A 20701-nucleotide genomic window follows, 5' to 3' on the forward strand; every position below is an offset into this window, starting at 1 on the left:
AAACGACGGCCGCTGCGTAAAGCTAGCAGCAAGCTTTTCCCGTTCCCGGGCGCGGCATCTCCAATAGCACGCCGATGAAAATGGGACCCGCTATCTGCATCGGCCTTGCTTTTGACATCAACCCGCACGAATCCGAAAGCTGTATACATGAAACTCTCGCATTGTGAGAAACTGTGCGATATGATGGGCTAATCAGGGTGCTTCTTCCTGTTTTGTTTCTATTGTGTATACAAATGTCGATCTTGCGTGGAGGAGACGCCGGGTATGTTGGGCATAGTGAGGAACTCGAGTGCCGACCGCGCACCCGACAAGCATCAGCTCAAAGCACTACTTGATGGATTTTCAATAGAGGTGATGCCGCGTACGGCGGCAAAGATCGCGGAATTCAAGGATCTGCTACCGACTGGCACCAGAGTCTATATTGCCCATATCGAGGGAACGCCAATCGAGGACATGGTCGCGTTGGCGAAGCGGTTGCATAGGGATGGATTCCGGGTGATGCCGCATTTCCCGGCGCGGATCATCAAGGACAATTCCACCCTGGAAGACTGGATAAAGCGCTACACCGGCGATGCAGGCGTCTCCGAAGCCTTGCTTCTGGCCGGCGGGGTGGAGAAACCATACGGTATCTTCGAAAGCTCCATGCAACTGATGGAAACGGGCCTGTTCAAGCAATTCGGTTTCGAGCGACTGCATGTGGCGGGGCATCCCGAGGGCAATCTCGACATAGACAGAGATGGTTCGACCAGGATCGTCGACGAGGCACTTCAGTGGAAGCAGGCATACTCCGAGCGAACCGATACCGAGATGGTGATCGTCACCCAGTTCGCGTTCCATGCGGGGCCAATCATTTCCTGGTCGGAGCGACTACGGACAATGGGTATGACATTGCCGATCCATGTCGGTATCGCGGGGCCGGCCAAGTTACAGACATTGTTGAAGTATGCTGTTGCTTGCGGTGTTGGCCCGTCCCTGAAGGTCTTGCAGAAGCGCGCCATGGACGTATCAAAGCTGCTTGTTCCTTATGAGCCGATCGACGTCCTCTCCGATCTCGCTACCTACAAGGCCAACAATCCGGACAGCTTGATCGAGAATGTTCATTTCTTTCCGCTTGGTGGCATCAAGGCCAGCGCGAATTGGGCGGTCGAACGGATCGAATAGTCAGGACAGCCTCGGCATGCCGCCAAGCTTGCCCAGAAGTTCGGCGACGTTTGCTGCCTTGAATTTTTTCAGCAGGCGCGCCCTGTAGGCCTCGACCGTGCGGGGGGAGATGTCGATGATGCGGGCGATTTCCTTGGAAGTGCGCCCTTCGCCGAGATACATCACGAGCTGACGTTCACGCACCGTCAGTTCCTGTACCGGGCGTTCGTGCGAGAGGTCGGCAAAACTCCATACCGCCTTCATAAGCGGATCGCCTTCCTCGGTCAGGGTGATGCCGCGTACACGGCACCAGAACAGCGAGCCGTCGGATCGGGCCATGATGCGTTCGTCCGAGTAGCGGTTGGCCTCGCGCAGCGGCTTCACCCCCACATCCCGTATTTTCACGAACTCCTCGTAGGACGGATAGAGAATGGCAAAGGACTGGTTGCGCAGGTGGTCAACCGTGAAACCGAACATGCGCGCAAATGCCGGATTGCAGGTTCGAATCACCCTGTTTTCGGTCATGACTATTCCGACCGGGGCATGTTCCCAGGCCAAGCGATCTAGTGTCTCGTAACTGTTCGCGGGGTCCATGCGTAATTCTACGATATTGCCTGCCTTGCTCGTTGAAGCGGATACTACCATCCAACCCGCATGTGCAAAGAGGAATGCATGCGTGGGCACGTTCCGGTCTGGCCCGGCAACTAAGTGCATGGCGCAGCGCGCGGGTTGGGGGCGTAGATCGCGCTACGTAAAAAGGGAGGATATTGCGATGAAACGGATCTTGGCGACGCTTGCCGTCGCGGGAAGTGTCACTGCGGCCGCGTTCGCATCGGCTTTGGCCGGCGATGACACTGTCAAGCTGGCGCTCGTGCATGGCCTGTCGGGTTCGCCGCTTGAAGCTTATTCGAAGCAGACATCAACCGGTTTCATGCTCGGGCTTGAATATGCCACCAACGGCACAATGACCGTGAAGGGGCGCAAGATCGAGGTCATCGAGAAGGATACACAATTCAAGCCCGACATCGCGCGTTCGGTTCTCGAGGAGGCCTATGGCGACGACGACGTGCTGATCGCCGTTGGCGGGACCTCCTCGGGCGTTACAACTGCCATGTTGCCGGTGGCCGAGGAATACGAGAAAATCCTGCTGGTCGAGCCGGCCGTGGCGGACACTCTGACCGGTCCGGATTCCAACCGCTATGTCTTCAAAACTTCGCGCAACTCGTCGATGGACATGCAGGCCCAGGCACTGGCCCTGAGGCCCGATTCCGATCTGCATGTGGCAACACTGGCGCAGGATTATGCCTTTGGTCGTGACGGTATCGCCGCCTTCAAGGCCGCGCTCGAAGGCACCGGCGCAGTGATCGAGGCGGAAGAATACGTGCCTCAAAAGACCACGGACTTCACCGCAACCATAGAGCGTCTGTTCAATGCGCTGAAAGACAAGGAAGGCCGCAAGGTTATTGTAATCTACGTGGCGGGAATTGATGCAATGACGCCGCTCGTTGCCGCCGATCCCGGCCGCTACGGTATCGAAATATCTACCGGTGGCAATATCCTGCCGGCCATGGCTTCTTACAAGAAGGTGCCGGGCATGGAAGGCGCGATTTACTACTACTATGAAGCGCCGAAGAACCCGATCAACGACTGGCTCGTAACCGAGCACATGAAACGCTTCGACACTCCGCCGGATTTCTTCACCGCCGGCGGCATGGCGGCGGCCCTCGCCATCGTGGAGGCCCTTGAGGCGGCCAACGAATGGGATACGGAGACGCTTGTTTCAACCATGGAGGGGATGAGCTGGGAGACCCCGAAAGGCACGATGACCTTCCGGCCGGAAGATCATCAGGCGTTGCAGCCAATGTTCCACTTCAAGATCCGTGTCGATGACGATGTGGAGTGGGCCATTCCGGAGTTGGTGCGCGTAATCGCGCCGGAAGAGTTGGACATTCCGCTGGGGCGCAACAACCAGTAGGTCGTGTCTTTCGCGTAGTCGGATGCGGCGATTACATCGCCGCGCCGGCCACCATGTCGCGGTATTCCAGCCATGATCGCTCCTTCCATCGAAACGCGTGACCTGACGATCCGCTTCGGCGGACATGCCGCGGTGAATAGTGTCTCCTGCACCTTCCGCCCGGGCGAACTTACCGTGATCGTCGGGCCCAACGGCGCGGGCAAGACAACTTTCTTCAGCCTGGTGTCCGGCCAATTGAGTCCGACCGAGGGGGCGATCCTGAAAGACGGTAGGGATATCACGCAATTATCGCCATCTGCGCGGGCCAAGGCCGGTATTGGCCGGGCATTCCAACTGACCAATCTCTTCCCGAAGCTTTCGGTGCTGGAGAATGTACGTCTTGCCGTCCAGGCCCGGCATGGTGTTGGCCCCCGGCTGTTTCGGCCCGCAGCTGCTTTCTCGGAGATCAGTGACCGGGCGGCGGAACACCTGCGTGCAACGCGGCTGGAGGACGTGGCGGACTTGCCGGCTGCCGCGCTTCCGCATGGCGATCAGCGCAAACTCGAGGTGGCGATCCTGCTGGCCATGGAGCCGGACATCTTCATGTTTGACGAACCGACCGCCGGCATGAGCGTCGACGAAGCGCCGGTAATCCTCGAACTGATCGACGAAATCCGGCAGGACAAGACCAAGACAGTCCTGCTGGTCGAGCACAAGATGGACGTGGTGCGTGCATTGGCGGATCGTATTGTTGTCCTGCACAATGGTGAATTGGTCGCCGATGGCCCGCCGGAAGAGGTGATTGCCATGCCGATCGTGCGCGAGATCTATCTTGGCATTCCGGCAGAGGGGGGGGGCGCATGAGCCAGTATGTCCTCCGTCTTGATGATGTGCATACCGACATCGGCGAGTACCAGGTTCTGCACGGCATAACATTCAATGTGCCTGAGGGCGGTGTGCATGTGCTGCTGGGGCGCAATGGCGCCGGAAAGACAACAACACTACGCACAATCATGGGGCTGTGGCGGGCACGCTCGGGCGCCGTCGTGTTCAAGCATCATGACATCACTTCGATGCACACGTCCGACATCGCGCGGCTTGGGATCGCCTATGTGCCGGAGAACATGGGCATTTTCGGTGGCCTGACGGTGCAGGAAAACATGCGGCTGGCAACGACCAGCGGCAAATTCGACGACGGGCGGCTCGGCCATGTATTCGAACTGTTTCCGGCGATGGAGAAATTCTGGAGCAAGCCGGCGTGGTCGCTTTCCGGCGGGCAGAAGCAGATGCTGGCGATCTCGCGGGCGATCATCGAGAAACGTGAACTGATCCTGATCGACGAACCCACGAAGGGGCTGGCCCCGTCGATCATCCGGTCGATGATCGCCGCCTTCGAAGAGATATCGAGAGATTGCACCATCCTTCTGGTGGAGCAGAATTTCCTCTTCGCTTCTTCGCTTGGTCGCAATGTCAACGTGATCGATGACGGGCGCATCGCGCACGGCGGGTCAATGGAAGAGCTGGCCGGTGACAAGGAACTGCAGACACGTCTGCTGAGCCTGTCGCTCGACGCACATCAGTAGAGGCGGCGATGAAGAAGAGGATCATTGGGACAATGTTCGAGCGGGCCGGTGGAGTAAACGTGCTTCCGGTGATCCTAATGATCGTGGCGCTGCCGCTGGTCGGTTCGTTTTCATCCTGGGTGACGCTGACGGTCGCCGGGCTGGCCATGGGCATGATGATTTTCCTGATGGCGTCAGGACTCAGCCTCGTTTTCGGGCTGATGGATGTGCTCAATTTCGGCCATTCGGCCTTCATTTCGTTCGGGGCCTTCATCGCCGCCTCCGTCCTCGCGGCGCTGGCTGCCTGGGTGGGGGCGGATTCACTGACCCTGAATTTTCTGGCGCTGTTCGCGGCACTCGGCGCGGCGACGCTTTTCGGGCTGGCCGCCGGCTGGTTCTTCGAGCGTGTCATCGTCAGGCCGGTCTATTCGGATCACCTGCGCCAGATCCTGATCACCATAGGTGCACTGATCGTGGCGGAGCAGATTATCCTGGCTGTTTGGGGCGGCAATCCCGTCGCTGTGCCGCGTCCGACAATGCTCGAAGGTGCGTTTATCATCGGCGATGTCGCAATCGAGGTTTACCGCGTGTTCGCCTTCTTCCTCGGGCTGGCCGTGTTCATCGCGCTCAGCATGGTTCTCAACCGCACTCGCATCGGCCTGCTGATCCGGGCCGGTGTCGAGAACCGCGAGATGGTCGAGGCGCTAGGTTTCAGGATAGATCGACTGTTCATCGCCGTATTCATGGTCGGCTCGGCGCTGGCCGCGATGGGCGGCGCGATGTGGGCTGGTTACCAGGGGCTGATATCGGGGACGCTCGGCGGCGAACTGATGATCCTGGTCTTCATTGTCGTCATCATCGGCGGGCTCGGTTCCATCGAGGGGTCGCTGCTCGGCGCGGTTCTGGTCGGGTTGCTCGGCAATTACGTTGCCTTCATCTTCCCGAAACTCTCGCTTGCCTCGAACATGATCCTCATGATGGCGATATTGCTTTGGCGGCCATTGGGCCTGCGACCCGCGGTCGGCAGATAGGGGGCGCGGACCATGACGAGTACCAAGCTTGCTTTCGCGCCGCTTGCGGATACGGCCCGCCGGGGCCGAATGATCGTCCACGGGATCGTGTTGGTCATAGGACTGGCGCTCGCTTTCGCGCCGTTCCTGTTCCAGGATGTGCGCTCGGCGCAGGTGGCCGCGCGAATCTGCGTATTCATAGTGCTGGCCGCGAGCTACGATCTGTTGATCGGCTACACCGGCATCGTTTCCTTCGCTCACACCATGTTCTTCGGCCTTGGCGCCTATGGTGCGGCGATGGCGCTGAAGGCACTCGGTCCGGGTTGGGACGCGGTGTTTCTCGGCGGATTGGCGGGCACGTTGACGGCCGCGATCCTTGCCGTGCTGATCGGAGCGCTGTCATTGCGCGTGAAAGCCATATTCTTTGCCATGGTCACATTGGCGGCGGCTTCCGTGATGATGGTGCTTGCCTCCCAGTTTTCCGAATTCACCGGCGGCGAGGACGGCATCGTCTACAAGGCGCCGGACCTGTTCAAGCCGGCGACCAAGCTGCTGACGGATGACGACGGCAAGGTGCTCAAGCTGTTCGGCGTGTCGATGAACGGCAAGATAGCCGCATACTACTTCGTGTTCCTGACCTGCCTGATGCTGTTCCTGGCGCTGATGCGTATCGTACGCTCGCCGCTGGGTACCGTGCTGGAAGCAATCCGTGAAAACGAACTGCGCGCCGAGGCGATCGGCTATCGCGTCGTCGCGTACCGGACATCCGTTTTCGTCATCGCCGCGGTCGTTGCGGCGCTAACCGGTTCGGTCTGGGCCGTGTGGCTGAAATACACCGGGCCCGAGACGACGTTGTCCTTCTCGATCATGATCGACATATTGCTGATGGTGGTCATTGGCGGAATGGGAACCATGGTTGGCGCGGTGATCGGCGTCACGCTGATGAGCCTCGCGCAATTCTACCTCAAGGACCTGATGGCAGCGGCTGCGGATGCGACGGAAGCGGTGCCACTGTTGCCGGACCTGCTCAACCCGGACCGGTGGCTGCTGTGGCTCGGCATCCTGTTCATACTCCTTGTCTATTTCTTCCCGGCCGGCATCGCGGGAACCCTGATGAAGAAAGGCTCTCATTGATGGTCGAACGGCGCTCGGTTTACGTTGCCTGCGGGCAGCACGAATTGCATGTCAGCGCTTGGGGCAAGCCCTCCAGGCCGGCATTGGTCATGTGGCACGGGCTGGCGCGTACGGGGCGCGATTTCGACGAGGTGGCCGCCGCGCTCAGCGATACCTATTTCGTGGTCTGTCCCGATACGGTCGGGCGAGGACTTTCGTCCTGGGCGAAGGACGTGAAGACCGATTATTCCTATGCTGCCTATGGAGAGCATGCGGCGGCCATATTCGATCATTTCCATATCGACAGGGTGCGATGGGTCGGCACGTCAATGGGCGGACTTGTCGGCGTGACCTTGGCCGCGGGAAGGATGAGAGGGCGCATCACGCATCTCGTCGTCAATGATATCGGCCCCTGGATCCCGGAAGAGGCCAGAGACCGGATTTCCGCCTATGTCGGCAATCCCCCCAGTTTTCATACCGTGAGCGAACTGGAGCAATGGCTGCGTGCGGCCTATGCGCCATTCGGCGACAATAGCGATACGTTCTGGCGGCGAATGGCAGATACATCGGTGCGGCGCAAGGACGATGGCGGTGTCACGGTTCACTATGATCCGAACATCGTCACGCAATTCACCTTGCACAAGGGGGATCTCGACTGCTGGGCTGAGTGGGATTCGCTGGATATCCCGGTGCTCCTCCTCCGCGGAAGGCAATCCGATGTATTGCCGGAAACGGTTGCAGCCGAGATGTGCCAAAGAGGGCCGAAACCGGAATTGGTGGAGTTCGAGAATGTCGGCCATGCGCCAACGCTGGCGACAGAGGCCGAGTGGAGCCTCCTGCGAGATTTCCTCGCCTGAGAGAAAAAGTCATTTCGCATCAAGCGGTTCGTTCGATAGGAAACCGCTATCGTTCAACGGGAATGCCTTATTGATCCCGTGGCCTGCCGGCTGACAAGATGTTGCACTACCGATATGCCGAGGAGGAGTGCTTTGGCCGGGACATCGTCGACCGCCGAGATCGATGATCGAGTCAATTCGATCGTCGATCAACACAGCCATCTTGAAGGGCCGCTTCTGCCGATCCTGCATGCGGTGCAGGAGGAGCTCGGGTGTGTTCCGCAGGAGGCGCTGCCGATCATTGCCGGGCGACTCAATCTAAGTCGTGCCGAAGTGCACGGGGTTGCCAGCTTCTACCATGATTTCCGGGAGCAACCTGCTGGTCGGCACACGGTCAGGATCTGTCGTGCGGAAGCCTGCCAGTCGATGGGGGCGGACCGGGTTGCCGAACATGCCAAGGGGCGTTTCAAGCTGAATTTCGGCGAGACTGCAGCTGACGGAACGGTTACCCTGGAGGCGGTCTACTGCCTTGGCCTGTGCGCCTGCGCGCCGGCCGCGATGGTTGATGGCAAGGTAGTCGGCCGTGTTGACGAGGCGCGCATCGACGCGATCGCCGAGGAGGTGCGGGCATGACGGTCACGGTCTATGTTCCGGGAGATTCCGGTGCCCTTGCGCTTGGAGCCGACGAGGTGGCGCGGGGCATCGCCGAGCAAGCGGCGGCCATTGGCGCGGATATCCGGATCGTACGCAACGGTTCGCGCGGCCTTTACTGGCTGGAGCCGATGGTCGAGGTCGCGACGGGCGGCGGTCGCGCAGCTTACGGGCCCGTATCGGCAGGCGACGTGGCGTCGCTTTTCGAGGCGGGATTCCTGTCCGGCGGCGCGCATCCGCTTTCGCTGGGCGACCCGGAGGAAATACCTTTCCTGAAGAACCAGACGCGGCTCACTTTCGCGCGCTGCGGCATCGTCGATCCGCTTTCGCTGGAGGACTACGAGGCGCATGACGGGCTGAAGGGATTACGCAATGCGATCGCGATGACGCCATCCGATATCGTGCAGACGGTCACCGATTCCGGGCTGCGCGGTCGTGGCGGGGCGGGATTTCCGACCGGTATCAAGTGGAAGACGGTGCTCGATGCGGCGGGACCGCAGAAATACATCGTCTGCAATGCCGACGAGGGAGACAGCGGTACCTTCGCCGACCGGATGCTCATGGAGGGCGATCCCTTCGTGCTCATCGAGGGCATGGCGATCGCAGGCCTGGCGACCGGTGCGACCAAGGGATATCTCTATACCCGGTCGGAATATCCGGACGCGATCCGCACAATGAATGCCGCCTTGGCGGTTGCCCGCGAGAAAGGGGTTCTCGGCACTTCGGTGCTCGGGTCCGGCAAGGCCTTTGACATCGAGGTGCGAGTCGGTGCCGGGGCCTATGTCTGCGGCGAGGAGACGTCGCTTCTCAACTCTCTGGAGGGCAAGCGCGGCGTGGTGCGTGCCAAGCCGCCACTGCCGGCCCACCACGGCTTCCTCGGCAAGCCAACGGTGGTCAACAACGTCATATCGCTTGCTTCGGTACCGGTCATCTTCGACAGGGGCTCCGAATTCTACCGCGATTTCGGCATGGGCCGGTCGCGCGGCACGATTCCGATTCAGATCGCCGGCAACGTCAAGCATGGTGGATTGTACGAAACGGCCTTCGGCCTAACCCTTGGCGAGCTCGTGGATGAAATCGGCGGCGGCACGGCGACGGGCCGTCCGGTGAAGGCCGTGCAGGTCGGTGGCCCGCTGGGCGCCTATTTCCCGCGTGAACTGTTCGATACGCCGTTCGACTACGAGGCCTTCGCGGCAAGGGATGGCCTGATCGGACATGCGGGCATTGTCGTGTTCGATGATACGGTGGACATGGCGAAACAGGCTCATTTCGCCTTCGAATTCTGTGCCATCGAGAGCTGCGGCAAGTGCACACCGTGCCGGATAGGCGCGGTGCGCGGTGCGGAAACGGTCGACAAGATCATGCAGGGGATCGACCGGGAAAAGAACATCGCGCTGGTCGCCGACCTCTGTAACACGATGAAATTCGGCTCGCTCTGCGCTCTGGGCGGTTTTACGCCCTATCCGGTGATGAGCGCGCTCAACCATTTCCCGGATGATTTCCGGAAAAAAACCTATCTGCAAGCGGCGGAGTGAAGCGATGCGTCTGGTACAAGAAACCGATTTCGGTACTCCCGCTTCCCGGTCCGAAAAGACCGTGACCCTGACGATCGACGGCTTCGAGGTCACGGTGCCCGAGGGCACTTCCATCATGCGGGCGGCGATGGAAGCCGGCATCCAGGTGCCCAAGCTGTGCGCGACCGACATGATCGATGCCTTCGGCTCATGCCGTCTCTGTCTTGTCGAAATCGAAGGACGTGCAGGTACGCCCTCTTCATGCACGACGCCGGTCGCCGAAGGGATGGCTGTTCATACACAGACGCCGAAGCTCAAGGATATTCGCCGCGGCGTGATGGAACTCTACATCTCGGACCATCCGCTCGATTGCCTGACCTGCGCGGCAAACGGCGATTGCGAGTTGCAGGACATGGCGGGTGCAGTCGGCCTGCGCGACGTGCGCTACGGTTACGACGGCGACAACCACGTGACGGCGCGCAACGGTGACCAGCCGAACATGCGCTGGATGCCGAAGGACGAATCAAATCCCTACTTCACCTACGATCCGTCGAAATGCATCGTCTGCTCGCGCTGCGTGCGGGCCTGCGAGGAGGTTCAGGGCACGTTCGCGCTGACCATCGAGGGCAGGGGTTTCGACAGTCGCGTATCGCCCGGAATGCACGAGGATTTCCTGTCGTCGGAATGCGTTTCCTGTGGCGCTTGCGTGCAGGCCTGCCCGACCGCGACGCTGACGGAGAAATCGGTCATCGAGACCGGACAGCCGGAGCACTCGGTGGTGACGACCTGTGCCTATTGCGGAGTCGGCTGTTCCTTCAAGGCGGAGATGCGCGGCGAGGAACTCGTGCGCATGGTTCCCTACAAGGACGGCAAGGCGAACCGCGGTCATTCCTGCGTGAAGGGGCGCTTCGCCTGGGGCTATGCGAACCACCGTGACCGCATCCTGAACCCGATGATACGTGAGAGTATCGACCAGCCCTGGCGCGAGGTTTCCTGGGACGAGGCATTGAGCTTTGCCGCGGGCAGGTTGAAGGGCCTGCAAGAGGAGTATGGGAAGAACTCGATCGGCGTGATCACCTCGTCGCGCTGCACTAACGAGGAGACGTTCCTCGTCCAGAAACTTGCGCGCGCGGTTTTCCGCAACAACAACACCGACACCTGCGCCCGCGTCTGCCATTCGCCGACGGGTTACGGTCTCGGCCAGGCTTTCGGTACCTCGGCAGGCACGCAGGATTTCGATTCCGTCGAGCATTCCGACGTCGTGGTGGTCATCGGCGCGAATCCCACGGACGGACATCCGGTTTTCGGCTCGCGCCTGAAGAAGCGGCTGCGCGACGGGGCCAAGCTGATCGTCATCGATCCGCGCCGGATCGATCTGGTGCGCACGCCGCATGTCGAGGCCGCCTACCACCTGCCGCTCAGGCCGGGCACCAATGTCGCGGTTCTGACCGCGATGGCGCATGTCATCGTTACCGAAGGGCTGATGAACGAAGCCTTCATCCGCGAGCGTTGTGACTGGGACGAGTTCCAGGACTATGCCGCCTTCGTTGCCGACGAGCGCAACTCGCCGGAAGCGGTGGAGGCGTCGACCGGTGTGCCCGCAGAGGCCGTTCGCGGGGCAGCGCGGCTGTATGCGACGGGCGGCAACGGGGCGATCTACTACGGTCTCGGCGTGACCGAACACAGCCAGGGTTCGACCGCCGTGATGGCGATCGCCAATCTCGCCATGCTGACCGGCAATATCGGTCGGCCGGGTGTCGGGGTGAACCCGCTGCGCGGCCAGAACAATGTGCAGGGCTCCTGCGACATGGGGTCATTCCCGCACGAGTTGCCGGGATACCGGCACGTCAAGTTGCCGGAGGTGCGTGCCATCTTCGAGGAGGCCTGGGGCGTTGAAATCGACTCCGAGCCGGGGCTGCGCATCCCGAACATGCTGGACGCGGCCGTCGACGGCACATTCAAGGGCATCTACATACAGGGCGAGGACATCCTGCAATCCGATCCCGACACCAAGCATGTCGCCGCCGGGCTGGCGGCGATGGAATGCGTGATCGTTCACGACCTTTTCCTCAACGAGACGGCAAATTACGCGCACGTGTTCCTGCCCGGCTCGACCTTCCTGGAGAAGGATGGCACCTTCACCAACGCCGAGCGTCGCATCAACCGCGTGCGCCGGGTGATGCGTCCGAAGAACGGCTATGCCGACTGGGAAGTCACCCAGATGCTCGCCAACGCGATGGGTGCGGAATGGAACTATACCCATCCGAGCCAGATCATGGACGAAATCGCGGCGACGACGCCGAGCTTTGCCGGTGTCAGCTACGATCTGCTGGAGGAGAAAGGCTCGGTGCAGTGGCCGTGCAACGAGGCGAATCCGGAAGGCTCGCCGGTGATGCACGTGAACGGCTTCGTGCGGGGAAAGGGCAAGTTCATCGTTACCGAATATGTCGCGACCGACGAGAAGACCGGTCCGCGCTTCCCGCTGTTGCTGACGACAGGCCGAATTCTCAGCCAGTACAATGTCGGCGCGCAGACACGGCGCACCGCGAATGTCGTCTGGCATGACGAGGACGTGCTCGAGATCCACCCCCACGATGCCGAACAGCGCGGAATCCGTGAGGGCGACTGGGTGCGGCTCTCCAGCCGTTCCGGCGAGACCGCTCTGCGGGCCCGGATCACCGACCGCGTGGCGCCGGGCGTCGTCTACACGACGTTCCACCACCCGGACACACAGGCCAACGTGATCACCACCGATTTTTCGGACTGGGCGACCAACTGTCCGGAGTACAAGGTGACCGCGGTGCAGGTGACGCCTTCGAACGGACTGACGGAATGGCAGATCGAGTACCAGGAGAAGTCACGGAAGGCACGGCGGATCATTCAAGCGGAACCTGCCGAGTAGAGCGATGTCGCCAGACACGGTTCATCCCATCGAAAGGCAGTATCGGCGCGCGGGGCGCCATGGCTCCGGTCCGCGCATGGTTGCCGAGGAGACACCGGTTGCATTGACTTTCAACGGCGTGACCCATGCGGTGATGATGGCAACGCCGTCGGACCTGGAAGATTTCGCGGTCGGTTTTTCCCTCAACGAGGGGATTGTCGGGGCACTTGACGAAATCGAACGGATCGAGATCGTAGAGGCCGACAACGGTATCGACCTGCAAATACGCCTGAGGGAAGATGCGGACGAGCGGCTGGCAAGACGCCGCCGCGCAATGGCGGGGCCGGTCGGGTGCGGGCTTTGTGGCGTCGAGAGCATAGAGGAGGCGGTGAAACCGCGCGCGGCCGTGGACAGCGATTTCACGATGCCTGCCGACGAAATCACCAATGCCGTCGCGGAGTTGACCAAGGTTCAAGTGATGAATGCCGAAACGGGAGCCGTGCATGCTGCCGGTTTCTGGTCGCCGGAAGAAGGAGTCGTTCTGGCGCGCGAGGATGTAGGCCGTCACAATGCGCTCGACAAGCTTGCGGGCGCACTCGCCCGCGTCGGCACCGATTGCGGGCAGGGTGCCGTGTTGCTGACAAGCCGGGTTTCGGTCGAAATGATCCAGAAAACGGCGGCAATCGGCGCGCCGATCGTGCTCGCCATTTCTGCGCCGACCGCGCTTGCAGTGCGGACTGCCGTTCAGTCCAACATCACGCTTGTCGCAGTGGTGCGCGGCGAGGACCACGAGATCTTTACCCATCCCAGACGGATCACAAACGGGGAAATTGCCGATGTCGCCTGAGAAGCTCATCCGCATGGCCAATCAGATCGCCACCTTCTTCAGGACGAAGCCGCATGAGGAAGCGGTAATGGGAGTTGCAGAACACATCTCGAATTTCTGGGAGCCACGCATGCGGGCACGGTTGTTCGACCTGTTGTCCGACAATTGCCAAGGCCTTGATCCGCTCGTGATCGAGGCGAAGGACTATATCCGTCCGGTAGAGGAAAATGCCTGACGGAAGGGAACTCGATCGACAGACGTCAATCCTGATTGGTCTCCGATTGTATAACGTTCACCGCTATTGGGCGCGGTGGATGACCATCTTCTCCATCACGTAACCTGAACCGCTGCCAGTGCCGGTGTGAACTACGGTTGATGCCGAATTGGATTGGCACAAGCGCGCGAGGCTGGCGTTCATGGAGGTTGGTGCCGAGTTTGGTTTCGTCATCGACAGTCCTGCGCCGCTCCTGGACGCGCTGCGGTTCGACGGTTGGCGCATAATCGGACCGAAAGCCGGCGACGGCGCGATCGTCTTTCAAGAAATCGAACTTGGCGAAGATTTTCCGCCCGGATTTTCCGATGAGCAGGAAGGCGGACATTACCGGCTTGTCGAGGGCAATTCCGGCCGTTGGTTCGATTACATGATCGGCCCCCATACCCGGAAGAAATTTCTCTTTCCGGCGCACCAGAAGCTCTGGTCGGCGAAGCGGACCGACGACGGATTTTCCGTAAAGCCGCACGAGGATGAATGGCCGAAGACAGTTATTTTCGGCGCGCGCGCCTGCGAGATCGCCGCGATCGAGGTGCAGGACCGCGTGTGCGACAATGGCGACTTCGCCGACAGCAGCTACGTTCGCCCCACCGTTTCGGCCTGGCCGAGGCCGTGGAGACGGCATGGGCGCTCGGTGCGCTGCCGCAAAGCCTGACGGTCTACGGCATCGAAGGGCAGGAATTCGGCGCGGGAACGGCCCTGTCGGAGCCGGTCGCGCGGGCGGCGGAACGGCTGGTCGCGCTGTTGGCGGACGCGCCCGGTACCGGTAACTGATCTACCGGTTGCAGGTGGCAGATCGCTTTCCACTTCGGCTGGAAGGCTTTCAGCGCAGCGGCGCCGGCGACTTGCCGGCACATGCCGTAAAAACCTCAATCCACTGAAAACACGCGGAAAAATCCATCTGGCACGGCGAATGCTTTTCATCGGCCAAGAGCGCGCGGAACGTCCGACGCGACCGGAAGCCATGAGGAGGAAATGCCCACATGACAGAAACATTTTACGAGGTGATGCGCCGACAGGGGATTACGCGGCGCAGTTTCCTGAAATTCTGCAGCCTCACGGCGGCCTCCCTGGGCCTCGGTCCGACATTTGCCCCGCAGATCGCGCATGCGATGGAGACCAAGCCGCGCATTCCCGTGCTCTGGCTGCACGGACTGGAATGCACCTGCTGCTCGGAGAGCTTCATCCGCTCGGCGCATCCGCTGGCGAAGGACGTCATCCTGTCGATGATCTCGCTCGACTATGATGACACGATCATGGCCGCCGCCGGACACGAGGCCGAGGCGATCATCGACGAGACGATACAGAAATACGACGGCAACTACATCTTGGCTTGCGAGGGGAACCCGCCCCTCAACCAGGAAGGCATGTCCTGCATCATTGGCGGACGGCCTTATCTGGAGCAGCTCAAGCACGCCGCCGACCACTGCAAGGCGATCATTTCCTGGGGTTCCTGCGCGTCGTGGGGATGCGTGCAGGCCGCGCGGCCGAACCCGACACAGGCGACGCCGATCCACAAGGTGCCGGGCCTCGCGCCCAAGCCGATCATCAAGGTGCCCGGCTGCCCGCCGATCGCCGAGGTCATGACGGCGGTGATCACCTATATCCTGACCTTCGAACGGTTCCCGGAACTCGACCGGCAGGGCCGCCCGAAAATGTTCTATTCCCAGCGCATCCACGACAAATGCTACCGCCGTCCGCATTTCGATGCCGGCCAGTTTGTCGAGCACTTCGACGACGAGGGCGCTCGCAAGGGCTACTGCCTCTACAAGGTCGGCTGCAAGGGACCGACCACCTACAACGCCTGTTCGACGGTGCGCTGGAACGGCGGCCTGTCATTCCCGATCCAGTCCGGCCATCCGTGCTTCGGCTGCTCGGAAGACGGTTTCTGGGACAAGGGATCGTTCTACGACCGCCTGACCGATGTCCACGGCTTCGGGATCGAGGCCAATGCTGACGAGATCGGCGGCACCGCGGCGACGGTCGTCGGCGCGGCAGCGGCGGCACATGCCGCGCTCAGCGCAGTCAAGCGTGCCCGCCAGAAGGGAGACGAAAAGTAATGGCCACCATCCAGACACCAAACGGTTTCGAACTCGACAAATCCGGCCGCCGTGTCGTCGTCGATCCGGTTACCCGGATCGAGGGGCACATGCGCTGCGAGGTCAATGTCGACGAGAACAACATGATCCGCAACGCGGTCTCTACCGGGACGATGTGGCGCGGGCTGGAAGTCATCCTGAAGGGCCGCGATCCGCGCGATGCGTGGGCGTTCACCCAGCGCATCTGCGGCGTGTGCACCGGCACGCATGCCCTGACTTCGGTGCGCGCCGTGGAAGACGCGCTCGGCATAGACATTCCGGAGAACGCGAATTCGATCCGCAACATCATGCAGCTTTCGCTGCAGATCCACGATCACCTGGTCCATTTCTACCACCTGCATGCACTCGACTGGGTGAACCCGGTCAATGCGTTGAAAGCCGATCCGAAGGCGACTTCGGAACTGCAGATGGCGACCGGCCCGAACCACCCGAAATCCTCTCCGGGCTACTTCCGCGACGTCCAGAACCGGCTGCGGAAATTCGTCGAGTCCGGGCAGCTCGGCCCGTTCAAGAACGGCTACTGGACCAATCCGGCCTACCTGTTGCCGCCGGAAGCCGACCTGATGGCGGTGACGCATTACCTGGAGGCGCTCGACTTCCAGAAGGAGATCATGACCACGCGCACGATCTTCGGCGGCAAGGACATCCATCCCAACTGGCTCGTCGGCGGGGTGCCGTGCGCGATCAACATGGATGGCGAACTGGCGGCGGGTGCGCCGCTCAACATGGAACGCCTGAATTACGTGAAGGGGGTCATCGACCGGACCCTCGAATTCGTGAAGAACGTCTACATTCCGGACATTCTTGCGATCGGCGGCTTCTACAAGGGGTGGCTCTACGGCGGCGGCCTGTCGAGCAAGAGCGTGCTCGCCTATGGCGACATTCCGGACCGGGCGAACGATTACTCGCCGGAAAACCTGATGATGCCGGTGGGCGCGATCATCAACGGGAAGCTCAGCGAGGTGCATCCGGTCGACCTGCGCGATCCCGAGCAGGTGCAGGAGTTCGTGCCGCATTCCTGGTACAGCTATCCCGACGAAGCCAAGGGTCTGCATCCATGGGACGGCATCACCGAGCCGAATTACGTTCTCGGCGCGAACGCGAAGGGCACGAGCACCAACATCATCGAGCTCGATGAAGCCGCCAAGTACTCCTGGATCAAGGCGCCGCGCTGGCGGGGTCATGCGATGGAGGTCGGCCCGCTGGCGCGCTACATCGTGGGCTACGCACAGGGCCACGAATACTTCACCGACCAGATCAACCGGACGCTGCGTGCCCTCGACGTTCCCGTGGACGCGCTGTTCTCGACGCTCGGACGCACTGCCGCCCGCGCGCTGGAGGCGGAATGGGCAGCCGAGATGCAGGTGTATTTCTTCGACAAGCTGATCGCCAACATCAAGGCCGGCGACACGGCGACCGCCAATGTCGAGAAGTTCGATCCGAAAACCTGGCCGTCGGAAGTGAAGGGCGTCGGCTTCACCGAAGCGCCGCGCGGCGCACTGGCTCACTGGATCAAGATCAAGGACACCAAGATCGACAATTACCAGTGCGTCGTGCCGACCACGTGGAACGGATCGCCGCGCGACAACGAAGGCAATATCGGCGCCTTCGAGGCTTCGCTGATGAACACCAAGATGGAGCGTCCGGACGAACCGGTGGAAATCCTGCGCACGTTGCATTCGTTCGATCCGTGCCTTGCCTGCTCGACCCACGTGATGGGGCCGGACGGCGAGGAAATGGCCGAAATCAAGGTTCGCTAGAGGAGGGCGATCATGACTTTCGCATACAAGAGACTATTCGCAGCGGCGGGCCTGACATTGGCCGCGACCCCGGCTCTGGCCCATACGGGCGGCGCCGTGAGCGGCTTTGCCTCCGGTCTTGCGCACCCGGTCCTGGGCGTCGATCACCTCATGGCGATGGTGGCGGTGGGGATCTGGTCTGCCGCGGGACCGGCAAGGACCGCATGGCGCGGACCGGCGCTGTTCATCGCCGTCCTGGGGCTTGGCGCGGTCCTCGGCATGAGCGGTCTTGCCCTGCCGTTCGTCGAGCCGGGCATTCTCGCCTCGATCTTCGTGCTAGGCGCCATGATCGTCGCAGCGCGGTTCCTGCCTGCGGCGGCGGGTATGGCGGCGATTGCGGGTTTCGCCTTGCTGCACGGCCATGCGCACGGCGTTGAAGCGGCAGGCGCCGTTTCTGGCTACATGGCCGGCCTGGTGCTGACGAGTGCCCTGCTGCACGCTGGCGGCTACGTTGTCGGCCGGCTGGTTTCCGGCATGCGCTACGGGATGATTGTCTCGGGCATGGCCGTTGCTGCGGGCGGTCTCGTCCTGGCAGCCGGTTGAGGAGGGCGTCATGAGCGCAGACGTCACCAAACCCCATTCAGAGGAAGCCGTTTATGTCTACCAGGCGCCCGTTCGCCTGTGGCACTGGATCAATGCGCTGTCGATCCTGGTGCTTGGCATTACCGGCTACCTGATCGGTTCTCCGCCACCCTCCGTCGGCGGAGAGGCCAGCGCGAGCTTCGTGTTCGGCTGGATCCGGTATCTGCATTTCGCGGCGGCCTACATCCTGATCGTCGGCTTCGTGTTCCGCATCTACTGGGCCTTTGTCGGCAACTCCCATGCGCGGCAGATATTCCTGCCGCAGGTCTGGCGCGGTTCCTTCTGGAAGGAACTGTTCCACGAGGTCGCATGGTACGCGATGATCGCGAAGCAGCCGCTGAAATATTCCGGGCACAATCCGCTGGCAACGCTTGTGATGCATGTGATGTTTGTGTGGGGCATCATCTTCATGATCGTCACCGGCCTTGCTCTCTATGGCGAGGGCACGGGAATGGGATCGTGGCAATACGACTATTTCTCGTCTTGGGTCATATCGCTTTTCGGCGAGAGCCAGAACGTCCACACATGGCATCATCTTGGCCTGTGGGTGATCGTCTGCTTCGTGATTGCCCATGTCTATGCGGCTGTCCGCGAAGACATCATGTCCCGGCAATCGATCATGTCATCGATGTTCTCAGGCTGGCGCACATTCAGGGACGGGAAGCCGGCAGACGACATACGTTGATCCGCGCGTGTCCTCCCAAGCGGATTACTGGCGGGGCCTTTCGGCCCCGCCTTTTTTTCCGCCGCGGATAGTCCGGATATTCAGAATGGCTGCTTCATTTCCACGCCGCCATCGGGCCGGAGAATCTTCTGGAAGAACAACTTTCAAAATGACAGATAAGTGGAAACCTTTCTTCCGCTTAGGGGTGGCTGGTGTTTCCCAAACGGGCCGGGAGCCGCGGAAATGTCCGGGTTATCCGGTTTGGCACGGGGATTGCTGATCAAGGGGCAGAACACGATTCCGAATGGGACGACGGGATATCTTGGGAGGGGGCTCGTGAACACTGATGCACCGAACGTGCTGATCCTTGGCATCGGCAACCTGCTCTGGGCCGATGAGGGCTTCGGCGTACGCGCCGTGGAAGAACTTCACCGTGCATATGAATTTGGCGGCAATGTCCGCGTCGTCGACGGCGGGACGCAGGGCATCTACCTAGTCCAGCTTATCCGCGAGGCGGACATACTGGTCGTGTTCGATGCCGTCGACTACGGCCTGCCGCCGGGAACGCTGAAAATGGTCGAGGGCGACGAGGTGCCGAGTTTTCTCGGTGTCAAAAAGATTTCGTTGCACCAGACCGGTTTCCAGGAAGTGCTTGCCATGGCGGAAATGCTGGGCGACTATCCCTCGCACCTGCTGCTGGTCGGCGTGCAGCCTGTCGAACTGGAGGACTATGGCGGCAGCCTGAGGCCGCAGGTCAGGGCGCAGATCGGCCCCGCTATCGAAACCGCGCTGGCATATCTGTCAGAACACGGCGTCACCGCGCAGCGCCGATCGGTGCCGCTGGGCGAGAACGATACGATCGCATCCCCCGAAATGGTGCTGGGCCGTTACGAGTCGGAGCGACCGGGCGAGACCGACGCGTTCCGGCACGGGGATGAGCGCGTTCTCGTCGGCGGCGCGTGGCGCGGGCCCGAGGATTTCGACGCGGAGATCGAGCGCCTGGTCAAGTCGGGGTCCAGCTGATGTGCGTCGGCATACCAATGCAGGTGATCGAGGTGGACGGATCGCGGGCACTGTGCCGGGCGCGCGACGGCGAGCATGCGATCGACATGAGCCTGGTCGGCACGGTGGAGGCCGGGACATGGGTGATGACTTTCCTCGGCGCTGCCCGTGAGACGATCAGCGAGGAAACCGCGCGCCAGTCGGCCGATGCCCTTGCCGCGCTCGAAATGGTCATGCGCGGAGACGTCGGTTTTGAACACCTCTTTGCCGACCTGATCGACCGCGAACCCGAATTGCCGGAATTCCTGCGTCCAAAGACGCAGCGCAACGCCTGACGAAAGGACGCCTCATGTTTTCACCTCTCCTGCAATCCGTCATCGATCGCGAAGGGTATCGTGTCGTCGCGGATGACGAGCTTGATACGGTGGCGACGGCGCTGCCATTCTCGATGCTGTTCGTTGCCGGCGATGCGGCACGAATTGCCGAGAGCGACGACGTCGCGGTCGTCGTGCCCGAACTGGAAAAGGCGTTGGCCGGTGCCGTGACGGTGCTGGTTGCGGACCGGGCAAGCGAACGCGATATCCAGCGGCGATTCAGATTCAATGCCTTTCCGGCGCTGATCTTCCTGCGTTACGGCGAGTATCTCGGGGTCATCCAGCGAATCCAGGACTGGAACGACTACCTGCGCGACATCCCGCAGATCCTCGCAAGCGAGCCGAGCGATCCGCCTCCCTTCAAGTTTCCCGACGGGTGCGGCGCGCCGCAGCCGAGCCAGCAACACTGATCCGACAGGACCG

General features: G+C 61.3%; 22 protein-coding genes. 21 read left to right on the plus strand and 1 reads right to left on the minus strand.

The window, feature by feature from the left end; translation table 11 throughout:
• Positions 1-264: 264 nt before the first annotated feature.
• The gene (locus tag HTY61_RS01860; RefSeq protein WP_175275192.1) at positions 265-1161 is read left to right on the plus strand and encodes a methylenetetrahydrofolate reductase; all 897 of its coding nucleotides are present in this window, start codon (positions 265-267) and stop codon (positions 1159-1161) included.
• Here the strand turns inward: HTY61_RS01860 and HTY61_RS01865 are convergent, their stop codons facing one another.
• Positions 1162-1665 (minus strand): LuxR C-terminal-related transcriptional regulator, encoded by a 504-nt coding sequence (locus HTY61_RS01865; RefSeq protein WP_197945347.1) that lies wholly within the window; start codon positions 1663-1665, stop codon positions 1162-1164.
• A 247-nt stretch (positions 1666-1912) separates the two neighbouring features.
• On the opposite strand from HTY61_RS01865, the gene HTY61_RS01870 reads away from it, so the two are divergent.
• The 20 genes from HTY61_RS01870 to HTY61_RS01965 all read left to right on the plus strand — a co-directional run bounded on the left by HTY61_RS01870 (position 1913) and on the right by HTY61_RS01965 (position 20688).
• Positions 1913-3115 carry a substrate-binding domain-containing protein gene (locus HTY61_RS01870; RefSeq protein WP_175278376.1) on the plus strand — a complete coding sequence of 401 codons (1203 nt, stop codon included), beginning with the start codon at positions 1913-1915 and terminating at the stop codon, positions 3113-3115.
• A gap of 72 nt (positions 3116-3187) precedes the next feature.
• Positions 3188-3958, plus strand: coding sequence for an ABC transporter ATP-binding protein (locus HTY61_RS01875; RefSeq protein ID WP_175275194.1), 771 nt, complete (start codon positions 3188-3190; stop codon positions 3956-3958).
• Positions 3955-4677, plus strand: a complete 723-nt coding sequence (locus HTY61_RS01880; RefSeq protein ID WP_175275195.1) for an ABC transporter ATP-binding protein — start codon at positions 3955-3957, stop codon at positions 4675-4677. The genes HTY61_RS01875 and HTY61_RS01880 overlap by 4 nt, the downstream gene beginning before the upstream one ends.
• Before the next feature lie 8 nt (positions 4678-4685).
• Positions 4686-5687 (plus strand): branched-chain amino acid ABC transporter permease, encoded by a 1002-nt coding sequence (locus tag HTY61_RS01885; protein WP_175275196.1) that lies wholly within the window; start codon positions 4686-4688, stop codon positions 5685-5687.
• Positions 5688-5699: 12 nt separating this feature from the next.
• The gene (locus HTY61_RS01890) at positions 5700-6800 is read left to right on the plus strand and encodes a branched-chain amino acid ABC transporter permease (protein WP_197945348.1); all 1101 of its coding nucleotides are present in this window, start codon (positions 5700-5702) and stop codon (positions 6798-6800) included.
• The gene (locus HTY61_RS01895) at positions 6800-7636 is read left to right on the plus strand and encodes an alpha/beta fold hydrolase (RefSeq protein ID WP_175275197.1); all 837 of its coding nucleotides are present in this window, start codon (positions 6800-6802) and stop codon (positions 7634-7636) included. The genes HTY61_RS01890 and HTY61_RS01895 overlap by 1 nt, the downstream gene beginning before the upstream one ends.
• Before the next feature lie 132 nt (positions 7637-7768).
• A complete protein-coding gene (locus HTY61_RS01900; RefSeq protein WP_428978271.1) occupies positions 7769-8248 on the plus strand; it encodes a formate dehydrogenase subunit gamma in 480 nt (159 codons plus the stop codon).
• Positions 8245-9801 carry a formate dehydrogenase beta subunit gene (locus tag HTY61_RS01905; RefSeq protein ID WP_175275198.1) on the plus strand — a complete coding sequence of 519 codons (1557 nt, stop codon included), beginning with the start codon at positions 8245-8247 and terminating at the stop codon, positions 9799-9801. The genes HTY61_RS01900 and HTY61_RS01905 overlap by 4 nt, the downstream gene beginning before the upstream one ends.
• A 4-nt stretch (positions 9802-9805) precedes the next feature.
• Positions 9806-12682 carry a formate dehydrogenase subunit alpha gene (fdhF, locus tag HTY61_RS01910; protein ID WP_175275199.1) on the plus strand — a complete coding sequence of 959 codons (2877 nt, stop codon included), beginning with the start codon at positions 9806-9808 and terminating at the stop codon, positions 12680-12682.
• A 4-nt stretch (positions 12683-12686) separates the two neighbouring features.
• Positions 12687-13508: a formate dehydrogenase accessory sulfurtransferase FdhD gene (fdhD, locus tag HTY61_RS01915; RefSeq protein WP_175275200.1), complete on the plus strand. Its 822-nt coding sequence runs from the start codon at positions 12687-12689 to the stop codon at positions 13506-13508.
• Complete coding sequence (locus HTY61_RS01920; protein WP_175275201.1) at positions 13498-13722, plus strand: formate dehydrogenase subunit delta; 225 nt, start codon at positions 13498-13500, stop codon at positions 13720-13722. The genes fdhD and HTY61_RS01920 overlap by 11 nt, the downstream gene beginning before the upstream one ends.
• A gap of 148 nt (positions 13723-13870) precedes the next feature.
• Positions 13871-14413 (plus strand): hypothetical protein, encoded by a 543-nt coding sequence (locus HTY61_RS19380; protein ID WP_197945349.1) that lies wholly within the window; start codon positions 13871-13873, stop codon positions 14411-14413.
• Positions 14371-14532, plus strand: a complete 162-nt coding sequence (locus HTY61_RS19385) for a hypothetical protein (RefSeq protein ID WP_197945350.1) — start codon at positions 14371-14373, stop codon at positions 14530-14532. The genes HTY61_RS19380 and HTY61_RS19385 overlap by 43 nt, the downstream gene beginning before the upstream one ends.
• A 209-nt stretch (positions 14533-14741) precedes the next feature.
• A complete protein-coding gene (locus HTY61_RS01935) occupies positions 14742-15818 on the plus strand; it encodes a hydrogenase small subunit (RefSeq protein ID WP_175275204.1) in 1077 nt (358 codons plus the stop codon).
• Complete coding sequence (locus tag HTY61_RS01940; protein WP_175275205.1) at positions 15818-17617, plus strand: nickel-dependent hydrogenase large subunit; 1800 nt, start codon at positions 15818-15820, stop codon at positions 17615-17617. The genes HTY61_RS01935 and HTY61_RS01940 overlap by 1 nt, the downstream gene beginning before the upstream one ends.
• A gap of 12 nt (positions 17618-17629) precedes the next feature.
• Positions 17630-18199 (plus strand): HupE/UreJ family protein, encoded by a 570-nt coding sequence (locus HTY61_RS01945; RefSeq protein WP_175275206.1) that lies wholly within the window; start codon positions 17630-17632, stop codon positions 18197-18199.
• A gap of 10 nt (positions 18200-18209) precedes the next feature.
• A complete protein-coding gene (gene cybH / locus HTY61_RS01950; RefSeq protein WP_175275207.1) occupies positions 18210-18923 on the plus strand; it encodes a Ni/Fe-hydrogenase, b-type cytochrome subunit in 714 nt (237 codons plus the stop codon).
• Positions 18924-19238: 315 nt separating this feature from the next.
• Positions 19239-19925, plus strand: a complete 687-nt coding sequence (locus tag HTY61_RS01955; protein WP_246272895.1) for a HyaD/HybD family hydrogenase maturation endopeptidase — start codon at positions 19239-19241, stop codon at positions 19923-19925.
• Positions 19926-19942: 17 nt separating this feature from the next.
• Positions 19943-20239, plus strand: coding sequence for a HypC/HybG/HupF family hydrogenase formation chaperone (locus HTY61_RS01960; RefSeq protein WP_246272896.1), 297 nt, complete (start codon positions 19943-19945; stop codon positions 20237-20239).
• A 14-nt stretch (positions 20240-20253) separates the two neighbouring features.
• Positions 20254-20688, plus strand: a complete 435-nt coding sequence (locus tag HTY61_RS01965) for a thioredoxin domain-containing protein (RefSeq protein WP_175275210.1) — start codon at positions 20254-20256, stop codon at positions 20686-20688.
• The last annotated feature ends 13 nt before the right edge of the window (positions 20689-20701 follow it).

The sequence above is a fragment of the Oricola thermophila genome, assembly GCF_013358405.1.
In the GTDB taxonomy this organism is placed as follows: domain Bacteria; phylum Pseudomonadota; class Alphaproteobacteria; order Rhizobiales; family Rhizobiaceae; genus Oricola; species Oricola thermophila.

Bases quoted from the DNA above. Each gene is read 5' to 3' on its own strand.
- HTY61_RS01860 (WP_175275192.1), top strand. From the start codon at position 265: ATGTTGGGCATAGTGAGGAACTCGAGTGCCGACCGCGCACCCGACAAG.
- HTY61_RS01865 (WP_197945347.1), bottom strand. From the start codon at position 1,665: ATGACCGAAAACAGGGTGATTCGAACCTGCAATCCGGCATTTGCGCGC.
- HTY61_RS01870 (WP_175278376.1), top strand. From the start codon at position 1,913: ATGAAACGGATCTTGGCGACGCTTGCCGTCGCGGGAAGTGTCACTGCG.
- HTY61_RS01875 (WP_175275194.1), top strand. From the start codon at position 3,188: ATGATCGCTCCTTCCATCGAAACGCGTGACCTGACGATCCGCTTCGGC.
- HTY61_RS01880 (WP_175275195.1), top strand. From the start codon at position 3,955: ATGAGCCAGTATGTCCTCCGTCTTGATGATGTGCATACCGACATCGGC.
- HTY61_RS01885 (WP_175275196.1), top strand. From the start codon at position 4,686: ATGAAGAAGAGGATCATTGGGACAATGTTCGAGCGGGCCGGTGGAGTA.
- HTY61_RS01890 (WP_197945348.1), top strand. From the start codon at position 5,700: ATGACGAGTACCAAGCTTGCTTTCGCGCCGCTTGCGGATACGGCCCGC.
- HTY61_RS01895 (WP_175275197.1), top strand. From the start codon at position 6,800: ATGGTCGAACGGCGCTCGGTTTACGTTGCCTGCGGGCAGCACGAATTG.
- HTY61_RS01905 (WP_175275198.1), top strand. From the start codon at position 8,245: ATGACGGTCACGGTCTATGTTCCGGGAGATTCCGGTGCCCTTGCGCTT.
- fdhF (WP_175275199.1), top strand. From the start codon at position 9,806: ATGCGTCTGGTACAAGAAACCGATTTCGGTACTCCCGCTTCCCGGTCC.
- fdhD (WP_175275200.1), top strand. From the start codon at position 12,687: ATGTCGCCAGACACGGTTCATCCCATCGAAAGGCAGTATCGGCGCGCG.
- HTY61_RS01920 (WP_175275201.1), top strand. From the start codon at position 13,498: ATGTCGCCTGAGAAGCTCATCCGCATGGCCAATCAGATCGCCACCTTC.
- HTY61_RS01935 (WP_175275204.1), top strand. From the start codon at position 14,742: ATGACAGAAACATTTTACGAGGTGATGCGCCGACAGGGGATTACGCGG.
- HTY61_RS01940 (WP_175275205.1), top strand. From the start codon at position 15,818: ATGGCCACCATCCAGACACCAAACGGTTTCGAACTCGACAAATCCGGC.
- HTY61_RS01945 (WP_175275206.1), top strand. From the start codon at position 17,630: ATGACTTTCGCATACAAGAGACTATTCGCAGCGGCGGGCCTGACATTG.
- cybH (WP_175275207.1), top strand. From the start codon at position 18,210: ATGAGCGCAGACGTCACCAAACCCCATTCAGAGGAAGCCGTTTATGTC.
- HTY61_RS01960 (WP_246272896.1), top strand. From the start codon at position 19,943: ATGCAGGTGATCGAGGTGGACGGATCGCGGGCACTGTGCCGGGCGCGC.
- HTY61_RS01965 (WP_175275210.1), top strand. From the start codon at position 20,254: ATGTTTTCACCTCTCCTGCAATCCGTCATCGATCGCGAAGGGTATCGT.